The sequence below is a fragment of the Halorientalis sp. LT38 genome, assembly GCF_037031225.1.
Lineage (GTDB): Archaea > Halobacteriota > Halobacteria > Halobacteriales > Haloarculaceae > Halorientalis > Halorientalis halophila.
Genome location: NZ_JAYEZN010000001.1, coordinates 486,864 through 502,472, shown reverse-complemented (window position 1 = coordinate 502,472; position 15,609 = coordinate 486,864). Strand labels below are relative to the sequence as shown.

At 66.4% G+C, this 15,609-nt stretch carries 16 protein-coding genes; 9 read left to right on the top strand and 7 right to left on the bottom strand.

From position 1 onward, the window contains the following. Positions 1 to 42: 42 nt before the first annotated feature. The gene (locus U5918_RS02670; protein ID WP_335999276.1) at positions 43 to 906 is read left to right on the top strand and encodes an SDR family oxidoreductase; all 864 of its coding nucleotides are present in this window, start codon (positions 43 to 45) and stop codon (positions 904 to 906) included. A gap of 33 nt (positions 907 to 939) precedes the next feature. Here the strand turns inward: U5918_RS02670 and U5918_RS02665 are convergent, their stop codons facing one another. Further along, complete coding sequence (locus U5918_RS02665; protein WP_335999275.1) at positions 940 to 1,953, bottom strand: alcohol dehydrogenase catalytic domain-containing protein; 1,014 nt, start codon at positions 1,951 to 1,953, stop codon at positions 940 to 942. 226 nt (positions 1,954 to 2,179) lie between these two features. Here U5918_RS02665 and U5918_RS02660 point away from each other — a divergent pair, with 226 nt between their 5' ends. Both U5918_RS02660 and U5918_RS02655 read left to right on the top strand, forming a co-directional pair. Beyond that, entirely contained in the window at positions 2,180 to 3,931 is a 1,752-nt protein-coding gene (locus tag U5918_RS02660) for a PAS domain-containing protein (protein ID WP_335999274.1), read from the top strand. A 39-nt stretch (positions 3,932 to 3,970) separates the two neighbouring features. Next, complete coding sequence (locus tag U5918_RS02655) at positions 3,971 to 4,999, top strand: PAS domain-containing sensor histidine kinase (RefSeq protein WP_335999273.1); 1,029 nt, start codon at positions 3,971 to 3,973, stop codon at positions 4,997 to 4,999. A 135-nt stretch (positions 5,000 to 5,134) separates the two neighbouring features. On the opposite strand, the gene U5918_RS02650 is transcribed toward U5918_RS02655, so the two are convergent. From U5918_RS02650 to U5918_RS02635, 4 genes are all read right to left on the bottom strand, one after another. Further along, on the bottom strand, positions 5,135 to 6,793 hold the full coding sequence (locus U5918_RS02650; RefSeq protein WP_335999271.1) for a long-chain fatty acid--CoA ligase: 1,659 nt from the start codon (positions 6,791 to 6,793) through the stop codon (positions 5,135 to 5,137). A 67-nt stretch (positions 6,794 to 6,860) separates the two neighbouring features. Next, on the bottom strand, positions 6,861 to 7,454 hold the full coding sequence (locus tag U5918_RS02645) for a chemotaxis protein CheC (RefSeq protein WP_336003273.1): 594 nt from the start codon (positions 7,452 to 7,454) through the stop codon (positions 6,861 to 6,863). A gap of 89 nt (positions 7,455 to 7,543) precedes the next feature. Beyond that, on the bottom strand, positions 7,544 to 8,215 hold the full coding sequence (locus U5918_RS02640) for an O-methyltransferase (RefSeq protein WP_335999270.1): 672 nt from the start codon (positions 8,213 to 8,215) through the stop codon (positions 7,544 to 7,546). Positions 8,216 to 8,281: 66 nt separating this feature from the next. Continuing rightward, on the bottom strand, positions 8,282 to 9,229 hold the full coding sequence (locus tag U5918_RS02635) for a mechanosensitive ion channel family protein (RefSeq protein ID WP_335999269.1): 948 nt from the start codon (positions 9,227 to 9,229) through the stop codon (positions 8,282 to 8,284). 223 nt (positions 9,230 to 9,452) lie between these two features. Between U5918_RS02635 and U5918_RS02630 the strand changes: the two genes are divergently transcribed. Beyond that, the gene (locus tag U5918_RS02630) at positions 9,453 to 9,992 is read left to right on the top strand and encodes a DoxX family protein (protein WP_335999267.1); all 540 of its coding nucleotides are present in this window, start codon (positions 9,453 to 9,455) and stop codon (positions 9,990 to 9,992) included. 15 nt (positions 9,993 to 10,007) lie between these two features. Next, positions 10,008 to 10,307, top strand: coding sequence for a hypothetical protein (locus U5918_RS02625; protein ID WP_335999265.1), 300 nt, complete (start codon positions 10,008 to 10,010; stop codon positions 10,305 to 10,307). A gap of 102 nt (positions 10,308 to 10,409) precedes the next feature. Here U5918_RS02625 and U5918_RS02620 read toward each other — a convergent pair whose 3' ends face one another. Then, complete coding sequence (locus U5918_RS02620; RefSeq protein WP_335999263.1) at positions 10,410 to 10,976, bottom strand: thioredoxin family protein; 567 nt, start codon at positions 10,974 to 10,976, stop codon at positions 10,410 to 10,412. A 92-nt stretch (positions 10,977 to 11,068) separates the two neighbouring features. Between U5918_RS02620 and U5918_RS02615 the strand changes: the two genes are divergently transcribed. Both U5918_RS02615 and U5918_RS02610 read left to right on the top strand, forming a co-directional pair. Then, positions 11,069 to 11,782, top strand: coding sequence for a YqjF family protein (locus U5918_RS02615; protein ID WP_335999262.1), 714 nt, complete (start codon positions 11,069 to 11,071; stop codon positions 11,780 to 11,782). A gap of 67 nt (positions 11,783 to 11,849) precedes the next feature. Next, positions 11,850 to 13,508: an acyl-CoA synthetase gene (locus tag U5918_RS02610; protein WP_335999260.1), complete on the top strand. Its 1,659-nt coding sequence runs from the start codon at positions 11,850 to 11,852 to the stop codon at positions 13,506 to 13,508. Here U5918_RS02610 and U5918_RS02605 read toward each other — a convergent pair. Beyond that, positions 13,505 to 13,813, bottom strand: a complete 309-nt coding sequence (locus U5918_RS02605; RefSeq protein WP_335999258.1) for a hypothetical protein — start codon at positions 13,811 to 13,813, stop codon at positions 13,505 to 13,507. The two genes, U5918_RS02610 and U5918_RS02605, sit on opposite strands and share 4 nt — an antisense overlap. A gap of 141 nt (positions 13,814 to 13,954) precedes the next feature. On the opposite strand from U5918_RS02605, the gene U5918_RS02600 reads away from it, so the two are divergent. Further along, positions 13,955 to 14,443, top strand: a complete 489-nt coding sequence (locus tag U5918_RS02600) for an Lrp/AsnC family transcriptional regulator (RefSeq protein ID WP_335999256.1) — start codon at positions 13,955 to 13,957, stop codon at positions 14,441 to 14,443. Beyond that, positions 14,440 to 15,585: a pyridoxal phosphate-dependent aminotransferase gene (locus U5918_RS02595; RefSeq protein ID WP_335999254.1), complete on the top strand. Its 1,146-nt coding sequence runs from the start codon at positions 14,440 to 14,442 to the stop codon at positions 15,583 to 15,585. The genes U5918_RS02600 and U5918_RS02595 overlap by 4 nt, the downstream gene beginning before the upstream one ends. The last annotated feature ends 24 nt before the right edge of the window (positions 15,586 to 15,609 follow it).

Genomic DNA, 15,609 nt, shown 5'->3' with positions numbered 1-15,609 from the left:
CTGCCGACAGCCATTTGATGGGTCCGGACGGTGACTCATGGGATGACGGGCAGTTCGGAACTCGAGGGGCGGATCTGTATCGTGACCGGTGGCGGCCGGGGACTGGGCGCTGCCACGGCGAAACACCTGGCGGACGAGGGTGCGTCGGTCGTCGTGAACGACCTCGGCACCGACCTCTCGGGGGAGGGCCAGAGCGCCGAACCCGCCGAGGAGACCGTCGAGGCCATCCGCGAGGCTGGCGGCACCGCGACGGCCCACTTCGGCGACGTGACCGATCTCGACTACACCGAGGAACTCGTCGCCGACACCGTCGCCGAGTACGGGCGCGTCGACGCCTGCGTCAACTTCGCGGGCGTCCTCCGGGACGCCTACCTCACCGAGATGACCGGCGAGGAGTGGGACACGGTTATCGACGTCCACCTGCGCGGGCACTTCGCACTCCTCAGGAACCTCGCGCGCCACTGGCAGGAGACCGCCGAGGACGCCGACGCCGAGCGATCCTTCGTCGGCGTCACGAGCCCCTCGGCGCTGGGTAACGCCGGCCAGGCGAACTATTCGGCCGCCAAGGCCGGCGTGCTGGGACTGGTCCGCACCGCGTCGGCGGAACTGCGCCGGTACGACGCCCGCGCCAACGCGTTGCTGCCGGTCGCCTACACCCGGATGATCGAGGACATCCCCGAGGAGAAACGCCCCTTCGGCGAGGACGAGCTCCCGCCGGAGAAGGTGGCACCCGTGGTCGGCTACCTCGTCGGCGAGGCCGCCGAGGGCGTCACCGGCCGGACGGTCCGGGCGCAGGGCGACATGGTGTCGCTCGTCTCGAACCCGACCGACGAGGCGTCGCTGGTCGACCCGGAGGGCTGGACGGTCGCCAAACTCGGCGAGCGGTTCCACGAACTGCTGGAGTGAGAACGGCGCCAGTTCCGACGAGGCGGGGCTGGACTAGGGCGTGACGACGAGCTTCCCGACGCTCTCGCGGTCCTGCATCGCCGCGAACGCCGCACCGGTCTCCGCGAGCGGGTAGGTCACGTCGATCTCCGGGGTGAACGCGCCGTCGGCGACGAACCCGACGATCCGTTCGAGGTCGGCCTGCGTCCCCATCGTGCTCCCGATGACGCGTTTGTGGCCCAGGAAGAGGTCGGGAATGTCGATCTCGGATGTCTGCCCCGCGGTCCGCCCACAGACCGCCATCCGGCCGTCGCGTCGCAGGACGTCGAGCCCCAGCTGGGTGTACTCGCCCCCGAGGTGGTTGAGCACGCCGTCGACCGGCCCGACGTCGGCGACCTGGGATCGTATCTCGTCCGGGTCGGTGCTCTCGATCGCGTGGTCGAGGCCCAGCGACTCGACGCGATCGAGTTTCGCGCGGGCGGACGACGTCCCCACGCTGTGGGCGCCGAGCGTGGTCGCGAGTTGCACGCCCGCGACGCCGACGCCGCCGGTCACGCCCGGGATACATACCACGTCGCCGGCTGCGGCGTCGATCCTGCGGAGCATGTGCCAGGCGGTCATGTAGGCCGTCGGCAGCGCAGCGGCCTCGACCGTCCCCACGTCCTCGGGGAGCGCGACGAGGCGGTCGGCCTGCACGCGGGCCTGGTCGGCGAGGCCGCCGTGGAACAGCGAGTAGTTCTCACACAGGTTCTCCGGGCCCTCCCGGCAGTATCGACAGGTTCCGCAGGTATCGTTCGGGCAGAGCACCACGCGGTCTCCCGGTTCGGCGCCGGTGACACCCTCGCCGACCGCCTCGACGGTCCCGGCGACGTCGAGGCCGCTGACGAAGGGCAGATCGTCCGTGTCGACCATCGCCGAATCGCCTTCGAGGATCCAGAGGTCGTGGCGGTTGATCGCGCACGCCTCGACGCCGACGACCGCCTCTCCGCGTGCGGGTTCGGGCGTCGGTCGGTCCACGATCGAGACTCCGTCCGGGCCGGTCAGTTCACTGAACGCAGCGACGCGCATGGAGTCGGTCAACGCCTCCCGGGGCTATGAAGAATGCGGACCCCCGGAGCCGGACTCCCTCCACATACAACCTCCCGGCGCCGTCGAAACTCACACACTGTGGCGACCGTTCTCGGATCGGAGGGGATTCGATATACCAGAGCGGGCTCCGACTCGACTCCGGACCGCCCGAACATATAACATCATATCCACAGCTTTATGGCTTTTTAAGAACTACCGCCGCCTAATGCGATCGGACGAGACGATGGATTCGATTGTCGTTCACGACGGCCTCGAAATCGTCTACGCGGACCCCGCCTTCTGTACACTGCTCGGGATCGAATCACAGGACGCGGTTCTGGGGCTGGCACTGACGGACCTCGTGACGCCCGAGTACAGCGGGGCGCTCTCTGATCAGATGGCGCGAATCGAAACCGGAGAGGCGCGCGCACTCGGCCTCGAAGTCGAACTCCAGATGGGTACCGGCCAGCCCCAGCGTGTGATCGTCACGAGTTCGCTGATCGAGTGGGACGGGGCCCAGCGAATCCAGACTTCGGTCCTCCCGATCGCCGAAGTGGACTCCACGACTGGTCGTTTGCTCCGCGAGAGAGCGATGGACGAAGCGCCGATCGGCATCACGATCGCGGACGCGACTCGAGCCGACGAACCGCTCGTCTACGTCAACGATGGATTTTGCGAACTCACCGGTTATTCTCGGGAGGGCGTCCTCGGCCGGAACTGTCGGTTTCTACAGGGCGAGTCGACGCGCGACGAGCCAGTGGCGCGAATGCGAGCCGCGATCGAGGCCGAGGAAGCCGTCACCGTCCAACTCCGTAACTATCGCAAAGACGGCTCGATGTTCTGGAATCGGGTCACGATCGTCCCGATCCGATCCGAGTCGGGTGCGGTCACCAACTACCTCGGGTACCAGCAGGACGTGACCGCCGAAAAGCGATTCGAGCAAGATCTCACCCTCTTCAAAGAACAGGCCGACGGTTCCGACAAGGCCATCTTCACGACCGATCCGGATGGGACGATCAGGTACGTCAATCCCGCCTTCGAGGAGTTGACCGGATACACCGCCGACGAGGCGATCGGACGGACGCCCCGCATCCTGAAATCCGGACAACAGGACGAGGAATTCTACGAACATCTGTGGGAGCAGATCACCGCCGGCGAGGTGTGGGAGGCCGAACTGACGAATCAGACCAAACACGGAGAGCTGTTCGAAGTCGCACAGAAGATCATCCCCGTCACGGACAGCCACGGGACCGTCACGCAGTTCGTGGCGATCGAACAGGACATCACCCAGAAGCTGCTCAAGACACAGACGCTCAACGTGCTCAATCGGGTGTTGCGACACAATTTACGAAACACGTTGAACGTGATCGACGGGCACGCGGAAGTGCTCGAGTCCGCGGAGCTGGAACCGGACGCACGGGAGGCCTCCGTCGAAGCGATCCGGGACGGCGCCAGAAAGATGCTGAAAATCGCCGAGAAGACGGCGGCCATCCGATCGATCTGGGACCCGACCGAAGACCACCAGACCTGGGAGCGGTTCGATATCGAGGCGCTCGTCGAGACGTATCAGGCCCGGTACCCGGACGCGGAGATTACCGCGCAGATCGACGACGACGGGACGATTCACGTTCGGAACGCGGATCTGCTCGAACTCGCCCTGGACGAGGCTGTCGATAACGCGATCGTCCACGTCCAGCAGCCCCATCCAGAAATCGCGATTTCGCTGCAACGGGACCCGGAAGAGAGCATGCTCTGCATCTCGGTCGCAGATACTGGGCCCGGGATTCCGGACTTCGAACGGCACGCGATCGAACGTGGGGAGGAGGCGCCCCTGAATCACAGTCTCGGCGTCGGATTCTGGCTGATGGAGTGGGTGATGACGACACTCGGTGGCGAGCTGCTGGTGTCCGACAACGACCCTCGGGGGAGTATCGTAACCCTCCAGCTACCGGGTGTGAGTCGCGACGTGAATCCGTAAACCACTGCTTCGTGGGGGCCCATAGAGTAATTCAGTGACATGACGCCGGATGACCTGTCGTATCGCCCGCACTTCGAGCGGGCACCGATCGGCATTTTCGAGCTGGACGATCAGTGTGAGTACGTGGATGCAAATCCGTTCGCCTGTGAACTGGTCGGCTACTCCCGGGAGGAACTCCACGGGATGTCGATTACCGACCTGGCCCCGGAAGGGGACGACTTCGGTGACCTCCCGTCGTTCACCGACGTCAGCGAAGCGGGAGCGATCCGAACCGACGGCGCGATTCGCCGGAAAGACGGTACCGTGATCGAGGTGCGAATCGAGGCTGCTACGCTCGACGACGACCGCTTCGTGGCCTACGTCCAGGATATCAGCGAACAGAAAGAGCACGAGCGGCGGCTCGAGAACCAGCTCGAGAACCTCGAAATCCTGAATCAGGTCCTTCGACACGACGTTCGGAACGACCTGCAACTGGTGACTGCCTACACCGATCTGCTCGCGGACAACTGCGATACTGCGCAGGAAGCGGAGTATCTCGAGAAGATCGCTACCAGTGCCGACCACGCCGTCGAACTCACGGACACGGCACGGGAGATCGCCGACGTGATGCGCTCGGTGACGCTGGACGAGCAACTGATCGACCTGCAGCGGCGTCTCGAGAAAGAAGTCTCCGAAATCCGGTCGTCGTACTCCGAGGCGGCTATCACCTGTGAGACGCCAATTCCCGCAGTCAGGGTGCAGGCAAACGAGATGATCGCCTCCGTGTTTCGGAACTTGCTGAAAAACGCCATTCAGCACAACGACAAGCCGATGGCAGAGGTAACCGTCTCGGTGACCGAGGACGACGAGACGGTGACAGTACGGATCGCCGACAACGGCCCCGGCGTCGCCGACGACCAGAAGGAGGCCATTTTCGGAAAGGGTGAACGGAACCTCAACAGCGCGGGAACCGGGATCGGTCTGTATCTCGTCGACTCGCTCGTCACGAGCTATTCCGGGTCGGTGTGGGTCGAAGACAACGAGCCCGAGGGATCGGTGTTCGTCGTGCAACTCCCGAAGGCGGAGTGAACAGCGCGGGAGAGTCTCACCCGTGTCAGTTCCAGTTCGCGCGATGGCCACACAAACCGCACCCGTCGTCGACACCCTGCAACCGGCTCCGAAAAATACCGATCGGTGAAAACCGTCGCGATGCGGGCGCCCGGTCTATTCGCTCTCGGGCGCGGCGTCCTCGGGCACCTGGCCCTCGACCAGGTTCTCGTCGGCGTACTCCTCGCGGAGGTCCTTCTTCGAGAACTTCCCGGTGGCGGTCTTTGGCACTTCGTCGATCTGGATGAAGTCGTCCGGGAGCCACCACTTGGGGTAGTCCGCGGAGATCATCTCGCGCAACTCGTCGGCGAGGACGTCCGGATCTGTGCCCTCCGTCGGGACGATGAAGGCGACGGGTCGCTCCTGCCAGCGCTCGTGGGGGACGCCGACCACGGCGGCCTCGGCCACGTCGTCGTGGGCCATGATGGCGTTCTCGAGTTCGACCGAGGAGATCCACTCCCCGCCCGACTTGATCACGTCCTTCGCGCGGTCGACGATCTGGAGGTAGCCGTCCTCGTCGACGGTGACCACGTCACCGGTCTTCAGCCAGTTGCCCTCGAAGTCGGTCTCGTTGGCCTCGGGTCTCTTGAAGTACTCCTGGGTGACCCAGGGGCCGCGGACGTACAGTTCGCCGAAGTCCTCGCCGTTCCAGGGGACCTCGTTCCCGTCGTCGTCGATGACCTTGAACTCGAGGCCGGGGACGATCAGGCCCTGCTTGGCGCGGCGGTCGAGTTGCTCGTCGTAGGAGAGGTCCTCGGCCAGCCCGGACTTGAGGTGGGCGACCGAGCCGATGGGCGACATCTCCGTCATGCCCCACGCGTGGGTGACCGAGACGTCGTACTGGTCGAACCACTCGATCATGGCCTTCGGGGCGGCGGAGCCGCCGATGATCACGGTCTCGAGTTCCGAGAGGTCGACCTCGTTGCCGGCCTGCATGTACTCCTGGAGGCCGAGCCACACGGTCGGGACGCCCGCGGTGATGGTGACGCCCTCCTCTTCGATCAACTGGGCGATGTCGGCGGGTTCGGGCGATGGGCCAGGGTAGACGTGTTTCGCGCCCGCGGCGGTCGTCGAGAACGGCATTCCCCAGGCGTTGACGTGGAACATCGGAACGACCGGCATCACCACGTCGTCGTCTTCGATGCCCAGGCCCTGGGGCGTCATGGTCGCCATCGTGTGGCTCCAGAGCATCTTCTGGGTGTACTCGACGCCCTTGGGCTTGCCCGTGGTGCCCGAGGTGTAACACATCCCGGCCGGCTGGTCCTCGCCGACGACCGGCCAGTCGTAGTCGGTCTCCTCCCCGTCGATGAACGACTCGTAGTCGACCGCGTCGTAGGGCAGGTCGGGGACGGCGTCGCCCATGATCACGAACTGGTCGACGCTCTCGAAGGAGTCGGGGTCGTACGCGCCGGCGAGTTTCTCCGCCAGCGACGGGTCGACGAAGATTACCTTATCGCTCGCGTTCTCGACGATGAACTGGATGTGTTCGTCGGGCAGCAGCGGGTTGATCGTGTGCAGTTGCGCGCCCACCGTCGGGACCGCGAAGTAGGTCTCGAAGTGGCGGTGGTGGTTCCAGCAGAACGTGGCGACCCGGTCGCCCTCGTCGATACCGGCGCCGGTGAGGGCGTGGGCGAGTTGGGCGGTTCGCTCACCGTACTCCTCGTAAGTGTAGCGTTCGATGCCGTCGTGAGTACGGGAGACGATCTCCGTGTCGGCGTACATGTTCTCCGCGCGCCACAGGAACGGTCGCAGGGTCTGGTCAGTACCGCCTGGCATACCCAATACCAACGGCGCACCTCATATGATAGTTCCCCTCGGATGTGACGTGCCGCGGTCAAGCAAGTTATACTTCGAGTCGCTGCATCAGTCCCACGAGCTCCTCGAGTTCGGGGAAGGTGTACACCGTGACGTCGATGTCCTCGTCCTGGGCGTGGACGTGGGAGTCGAACATGAGCGCCATGTCGGTGTCGCGGTCGCCGATGATCTCGTCGACGGTGCCGCTGCCGGGCCCGAAGGTGAAGTTGGGCGTCGACATGTCGATGGTCGTCTCGAGGACGTTCGCCCAGCCGTCGATGAACCCGCTGGTCATGATGTTGCCGATCTCCTGGATCGCGCTCTTCTCCATCTCGGTGAACCCATTCGCCTCGGGGTCGGTCCCGCCCATCTCGCCGAGCATCCCGGCGGCCAGGCGCTTGGCGCTGTCGGCGTTGAACAGAAAGAGGACGTGCCCGTGGGGCGGTTCCAGCATCTCGATGTAGATGCCGATCTGTTCGTCGTCCCCGACGTGTGTCATGATGTCCGGGATGTCGATGAAGTTGATCTTCGTGATCTCCATCTGCGTGTTCATCCCGGTCATCTGGCTCATGTGGTCCGCGACCGTGTTCCCACCCTCTTTGGCCATCTTGTTGAAAATACTCAGCTTCCGAATGTCGATCATCAACTCGCTCATGTAGGGCCCCGGAGTACCGGAACCTTCCGGTGGGCCGTATATAACTGATGCCCAGCCAGTATCAAATGCTGTAACGTTCACGCGACGCGGTGGCTCAGGGCGACCCCCTCCCCGAGCGGCAACAGCACGGTCTCGAAGTCCGGGTCGCTCCCCACGCGATCCAGATAGTCCGCGACCCCCGCGGTGTGTTCGTCCACCTCGCCGGGATCCTCCCCCTCGACGAGCGCCGAGAGCGCGTCGAAGTCCATCGGTCCCGCGGTCATCGCGTTGTCCGCGATCACGAGGCCGCCCTCGGGGACCTTCGACCGAACGGCCTCGAAGGCCTCACGGTAGCGAGCCTTCTCGTTGTCGATGAGGACGGCGTCGAAGGGGCCGTCGTACTCCGCCACCGTTTCGATCGCGTCGCCGAGTTCGTACCGCGCCAGGTCGTCGAAGCCACCCCGTTTCATGTACTCGCGCGCCAGATCGAGTTCGCCCTCGTCGACCTCCGTGAGGACGATCTCGCCGTCGTCGGGGAGCGCCCGCGCGAACCAGTACGCCGAGTAGCCAAAGCCCGACCCGAACTCGAAGACCCGGCGGGCCTCGATCGTCCGGGCGAGCCACTGGAGCCAGCCGCCGACGGCCGGCCCGACGGTCGGGAACCCATCGGTGTCGGCCCGCTCGTCCATCGCCTCGATCACGTCGTCGGGGTCCGGACCGATCGCGCTGGCGAACGCTGCGTTCGCGGCCGGGAGGATCTCTGCAGCCATCGGTGGCCGTACTCCCGGCGCGCGCAAAAAACGCCGGTCTTCCCCGTCGTGCCCGGGCGAGTGTGGCTACCGATTCCGGCTCACCGGGAAGGCGATCCGGTCGGGATGCTCGTTGAACTCGGCGAGGATCCGTTCGTAGAGCCGATTCTTCGTCCGCTGGCCCTTCCGGGGATCGACGAGGTAGCGCAGCCGTAACTCCACCCAGGACTCCTGCTGGACGAGGTTGACCGATGGTCGGTCCTGCACTTCCAGTTCCACGGGCGTCTCGTCGAGTCGCTCCCGGTACGTGTTGATCCGGGCGGCCATCTGGTCGCCGAGGAGGTCGTCGGCGACGCCGGCCATGGTCTCCCGGGCGAATTCGAGGTCCGTCTCGTAGGCGACCTGGATGGTCAGTTCGTTCCAGACGTAGGGGAACTCCTCCCGGGTGAAGTTCTTGACGTGCGAGGACAGCACCACGCTGTTGGGCATGGTGATGATCCGGCCGGAGGGCTGATTCGAGGAGACCAGTTCGCCGTTGATCTCCCACAGCGTCGTCACGAGGAAGGAGACCTCGACCACGTCGCCTTTCGACCCCTCGATGGCGACCCGGTCGCCGACCTGGTAGGGCCGTTTGAGCATGATGTACATCCAGCCCAGCAGCGAAAAGAGGGGCTGCTGGAGCGCGAAGGTGACCGCGAACCCGACGATCCCCAGCGAGAAGAGCAGGCCGACCCACTGCTCGGTGACGACGCCGAGGACCGCCACCACCGTCCCGACGCCGAAGGCCAGCCTGAGCACGCCGCGCACGTCGTGGTGGCGGCGCTTGCTCGCCCCGACGGTCGCGACCCAGCCAGCGAAAAGCAGGTAGAACCCGAGGCCCGCCAGCGCGACCGCCAGTGCCGACAGGACCTTCACTGCGACGAGCGCCACTGCGAGCCCCTCGACGCTCCCCAGCCCCAGTTCCCCGACCACGCCGGCGGCCACGCCGCAACCCACGGCGGCGACCAGCGAGAGCAGCCCCAGCGATCGTTTCACTCCCGGGACTGGTCGGGGCGGCGACTAAACGCTTTGGTCGGCGGCCGCGGGAACCGCCCTCGCGTCCTCGCTGGACTCGGCGGTTCCCCGAACGGGTTCGGGAAAGGAACGGCTATCGCGAGGAGGCTACAGTCACGTCTCGAGGAGTTCCCAGGACCTGAAAACGTGCGTGGCAGTTGATGTGCCGATACGACCGAGATACACGTGTAGAGGTGCAAAAACAATGGCAACAACCGTCGACACCCGGAACGCACTCGGCGACGCCGTGTCGCTCGACCTCTCGGGGTCGTGGGCCGGCTACTGGGTCGCACTGTTGCGACTCGTGACCGGCTGGTGGTTCTTCCACGCGGGGATCACCAAGTACGCGAACCTCTGGACTGGCGCCGACCCGTTCACGGCGACGGGCTGGCTGACCGGCGCGACACAGGGCACCGTCATCGCCCCCGTCACCGTCTGGTTCGGGAACAACGCCCCGTGGTTCGTGAACTTCATGATCCCCTTCGGCGAGACCATGATCGGCCTGGCGCTCATGCTGGGCCTGCTGGTCAGGTTCGCGGCCTTCTGGGGCGCCGTCCTGATGGCGTTCTTCTACCTGGGGAACGCCGGCTTCGCCCACGGGTTCGTCAACGGCGACCTCATGGGCCTGCTCCTGTTCGGGACGGTGCTGGTCCTCGGCGCTGGCCGGATCGCCGGCCTGGACCGGTACGTCGAACAGTGGGAGCTGGTCCAGAACCACCCGCGGCTGAAGTACCTGCTCGGCTAACGGAGGCGAGAGACCATGACAGACACACCCACCACGTCCGCGATGGACAGAGCGGCGATGTACGTCGGTGCGGCGCTGATCGCGCTCGGCACGGTCGTGCTCGGGCTGGTCGAGACGTTCGTCGGCCACCCGAGCCCGGTCGCGGTGACGACCGAGGCCGGCGAACTGATCGCGGCGCCGACCGTCCCGCCGAAGCTACGCGCGACGCTGGTCGTCCTCGGACTGCTGGTCTGGGGGCTCTACGGCGTCTACCGGCTCGTCGCAGTCCCGGGGGACGGGCCCGCCGTGACCGGTACCGCCCCGGCGACCGAATGACGGCGGCACCGACCGGGTGTGACGCTCGCGTCACACCCGCGACCGATCGAATTCGTTGCGGCCGCGCTTCGTCTCACGTCCAGTACACCGACTGCGTCGGTCTCACTCGTCCGTCCACTTGATCGAACAGCCCCGGGAGGGTCTGAACTCGTCGTCGATCAACTCGCCGGCCAGCAGCCGGTCGATGATGTCGCGCATCTCCCGCTTTTTCGCCTTCTCGTCGGGGTTCAGGGCGTCGTCGATGCGGCCGTGGTAGACGAGGTCGAACTCGCCGCCGTCGTTGGCGAAGAGGAACGGATCGGGGGTGCAGACGGCGCCGTACTCGCGGGCGACCGACTGGTCCTCGTCGCGCAGGTAGGCGTCGTACTTGATCGTCCCGTCCTCGACGAGTTCCTGCATTCGCTCGAAGGAATCGTCGGGGTACTCCGCGGCGTCGTTGGGGTTGATCCCGACGACGCCGACCGTGTCGTACTCGCCGGCGATGTGGTTCAGTTCCTCGAACTTCGCCTGCGCGTAGGGGCAGTGATTGCAGGTGAACACGACCAGCAGCGCGTCCCTGTCGGCGAAATCCGACAGCGAGCGGGTGCCGCCGCTCGCGGCCGGGAGTTCGAAGTCGGGTGCGGGTTCGCCGCGCTGGATGGCGTCGTCTTCGGAATCGAGTGCGACCATGGCGTGCGGTGATTGGACCGTAGACGACAAAAAGGGTCCAGTCGTCGACGAGCGGCGATAAATCGAAATCCCCGGCGTCCCTTCTCTCGAATATGAACGCGCCGTCGTTGCTGCGGATGCGCTGGGAGGACGTGCTCTTCGCCCACTGGGCCGTCGAACCGTCCGTGGTCGAGGCGCAACTCCCCGCCGGCCTGTCGGCGGACACGTACGACGGCGACGCCTATCTCGGCGTCGTCGGCTTCCGAATGGCGTCGATCCGGCCCCGCGGCGTTCCGTTCGGCAGAACCTTCCCCGAGTTGAACCTCCGGACCTACGTCGAGGGGCCGGACGGGCCCGGGATCTACTTCTTCAACCTCGACGCCGACGATCGGCTGGGCGTCGCCCTGGCCCGGCGCCTGTTCAGGTTGCCCTACTACCGCGCGCAGCAGTCGCTCACGGAGACCGACGACGGGTTCCGGCTCCGGAGCGCGCGGATTCACTCGGGAGCCCCGCCGGCCGGCTTCGACGGGACCTACCGACCGATCGGGCCTGCGTCGGAACCGGAACCCGCATCGCTCGAGGGCTTCCTCGCGGAGCGCTACCGGTTCTACGTTGCCACCGACGCGGGTCGCGTCTACGTCGGCCCCGTCTCACACCCGCCGTGGCCGTTGCAGACGGCTGAACTGGAAATCAGGGAGAACGACCTGTTCGCGGTCAACGGGTTCGACGACCCGGCAGGCGACCCCCTGGTCCACTACAGTCCCGGCGTCGACGTGAAGGCCACTGCCATCCGACCCGTCGACGCGATCATCCCGGGGTCCGGGTAGCGCGGCGACGACGGCCGCCTTTGCAGCAACCGAAAGGGGAAACCGGCACCGCGGTGACGGTTCGGACATGCCCTGGACGGTGATGCCGGACTACGACACTCACAAGGCCGCCCGCGCGGCGTTCGCGTGGGACCTGCCCGAGTCGTTCAACCCGGCCCTCGACTTCCTGCGGAAACACGCGGACACCGACCGCACGGCGCTCGAGTATCTCCCGCGCGACGGCCCGCGCGAGTCGTATTCGTACCGCGACCTGGACGAGCGCTCGGATCGGCTGGCTGCGGGGCTGGCGGACCTGGGGGTCGGCCCCGCCGACCGCGTGGGGGTCGTCGTCCCACAGAAGCCTCAGAACCCGATCACGCACCTGGCGAACTGGAAACTCGGGGCGCTGTCGGTCCCCCTCTCGATCCTCTACGGGCCCGACGCGCTGCAGTACAGATTGAACGACGCCGACGCGACAGCGGTCGTCGTCGATCCCGCAGTCCGCGACGAAGTCGACGAGGCCGCCGCGGACTGTCCCGGCCTGGAACACGTGATCGAGATCGAGACGGAAGCCCCCGCGGGCGACGCACTCGGGTTCGCCGACGTGCTGGCCGACCCTGGAACGTCGGTCGACTCCTACGACGCCACGCCGGACACGGAGAGCGCGATCCTCTACACGAGCGGCTCGACCGGGCCGCCGAAGGGGGTGCTCCACTCCCACGCGCTCTGGCTGGGTCGCGCGGCCGCCTCGTACAACTACTTCGACCGCGGGCTGGGGCCGGACGCGACGGTCTGGACCCCCTCGGACTGGGCCTGGGGTTCGGCGCTCGGCGGGACCCTGTTCGCCACCTGGCACCACGGCGGGACGATGGTCGCCCACCCGCGAGAGAAGTTCGACCCCGAGGCCGCCTTCGAACTGCTGGAGCGGTTCGACGTGACCCAGTCGTTCATGCCGCCGACGGCGCTGCGGCTCCTGATGGACGTCGAGGAACCGGCCGAGCGATACGACCTCTCCCTCGAGACCATCGCGGCGGCGGGCGAGCCGCTGACGCCAGAGATCCTCGAGTGGGCCGACGGTGAACTCGACGGCGTGCCGGTCAACGAGTACTACGGCCAGACCGAACTCAACCTCGTCGTCGCCAACTCCTCCGGCTGGTTCGAGACGAAGCCGGGGAGCATGGGCAAGCCGCTCCCGGGCTACGACGTGGCGATCCTCGACCCCGAGGCCGCCGCGGCCGACGAGGTCGAACGCCTCGACCGGGGCGAGACCGGCGAGATCGCGGTTCGGCCCCACGATCGGTCCGTCTTCTTCGACGAGTACCTGGGGCTGCCGGAGAAGACGGCCGGAAAGCAGGTGGGCGAGTGGTTCCTGACGGGCGATCTGGCCGAGCGCGACGCCGAGGGGTACATCTGGTTCAAATCGCGCAAGGACGACGTGATCATCACGGCGGGTTACCGCGTCGGGCCGATGGAGGTCGAGGAGGCGATCCTCGAACACGACGACGTGGCCCAGGCGGGCGTCGTCGGCGTCCCCGACGACACGCGGGGCGAGATCATCAAGGCGTTCGTCGAGCCGGGCGCCGGGGTCGAGGAGTCGGATCGACTGCGCGGGGAGATCCGCGACCTGGTCCGCGATCGGCTGGCCGAATACGAGTATCCCCGTGAGATCGAGTTCGTCGCGGAACTGCCACAGACGACGACCGGGAAGATCCGGCGGACGGACCTTCGCGATCGCGAGACGGATTAACGCTGCTGGGCGACCGCGCGGTCGAACTCGCGGGCCGCGCCCAGCACGTCGCTGTCGGCGTTGACGGTGTAGTAGACCTCCTCGCCCTCCGGGTCGTGGCGCTCCAGCAGTCCCAGCTCGACGACGCCGTCCACGTCGTCCATGAGGTGGAGGGTCTTGAGCGCGATCCCCGTCTCCGCGGCCAGTTCCGAGCGGGTGTAGGACGTCCCCGGATCGAGGTCGAGCAGCGTGTCGATGATGGTCGCGACCGATTCGTGTTCGGCGACGAACTCCCAGCCGGCCCCCGCTTGCGAGTCGCTCTCCATTGGACGGGTGTGTCTAGATTCGATCTCGACTTAAAGCTAGCAACGGCTTTCCACGGCGAGTTGAGGGCGGTGCCGCCCGTCGAGCCCCGAGCCGACCCGCCGTATAGCAAGTCTTTAGTCCGCCCTCGAACGGTGATAGGTATGAGCAGTCGCGCCGAGATACTGGCCTTGCTCCGGGAGAACGCGCGCTACTCCGCGGCGGACATGGCGCGCCAGACCGACCTCGACCCCGAGGAGGTCGAGCGAGTCATCGCGGAGCTAGAGGACGACGGCGTCGTCGCGGGGTACCAGGCCGTGCTGGACTACGGCGAACTCGACGAGGAACGCGTCCGCGCGCTGGTCGAACTCAACGTCACCCTGGACCGCGAGACCAGTTACGCCGACATCGCGGAGCGGCTGGCGAAGTTCCCGGAAGTCGAGGGCCTGCGGCTGGTGAGCGGCGACTACGACTTCGACATGGAGGTCGAGGGCGACTCCATGAGCGAGGTCTCGCGGTTCATCAGCGAGAAGGTCGCGCCCGTCCCCGAGATCACCCAGACGGTGACCCACTACGTCATGGAGTCCTACAAGGAACGGGGCATCGTCTTCGGCGACGGCGACGACGACGACCGCCTCTCGATCTCACCGTGACCATGGAGGTCTCAGACCGCGTCGACGGCGTGCCGCCCTCGGGCATCCGGCGGTTTTTCGAACTCGCCGAGGAGATGGACGACATCATCTCGCTGGGCGTCGGCGAACCGGACTTCTCGGCCCCCTGGAGCGCGCGCGACGCCGCCATCGCCTCGCTGGAACGAGGCGAGACCTCCTACACCGCGAACCGCGGGAAGAAGGAACTCCGGGAGGCCATCGCCCGTCACCAGCACGACGCCTACGGCCTGGACTACGACCCCGACGAGGAGATCATCGTCACTACCGGCGCGAGCGAGGGGATCGACCTGGCCCTGCGCGCGCTGGTCGACCCCGGTGACACCGTCGCGGTCGCCCAGCCGAGCTACGTCTCGTACGTCCCCGGCGTGCTCTTCGCCGGCGGGGAGCCGCTGCCGGTGCCGACCCGGGCCGAGGACGAGTTCAAACTCACCCGCGAGGTCCTGGAAGACGCCGGTGCGGACGAGGCGGACGCGCTGATATACTGTTACCCCAACAATCCGACCGGGGCGACGATGACCGGCGAGGAACTCGCGGACGTGGCGGCGTTCTGTCGCGAGAACGACCTGCTCGTGCTGGCCGACGAGATCTACGCGGCGCTGACCTACGAGCACGAGCACACCTCGATCGCGACGCTGCCGGAGATGCGCGAGCGCACGGTCGTGTTCAACGGGTTCTCGAAGGCATACGCGATGACGGGACTGCGACTGGGCTACGCGATGGGCCCGGCCGAGGCCATCGCGGGCATGAACCGCGTCCACCAGTACACGATGCTGTCGGCGCCGACGACCGCCCAGCACGCGGCTCTCGACGCCCTCGCGAACTGCGACGACGACGTCGCCGACATGCGCGAGCAGTACGACCGCCGTCGGAACTTCGTCCTCTCCCGGTTCGCCGAGATGGGCATCGACTGCTTCGAGGCCGCGGGCGCGTTCTACGCCTTCCCGAAGTGTCCGACCGGGGACAGCGAGGCGTTCGCCGAGAACCTGCTCCAGGAGGAGCGCGTCGCGGTCGTCCCGGGCGACGTCTTCGGCGCAGGCGGCGAGGGCCACCTCCGGGTGTCGTACGCAACGGGCCTAGAGGACCTGAAGACGGCGATGAACCGCATCGAGTCGTTCATCAGCTAGACGCGCCGCTGGGGTGGGGTTCTC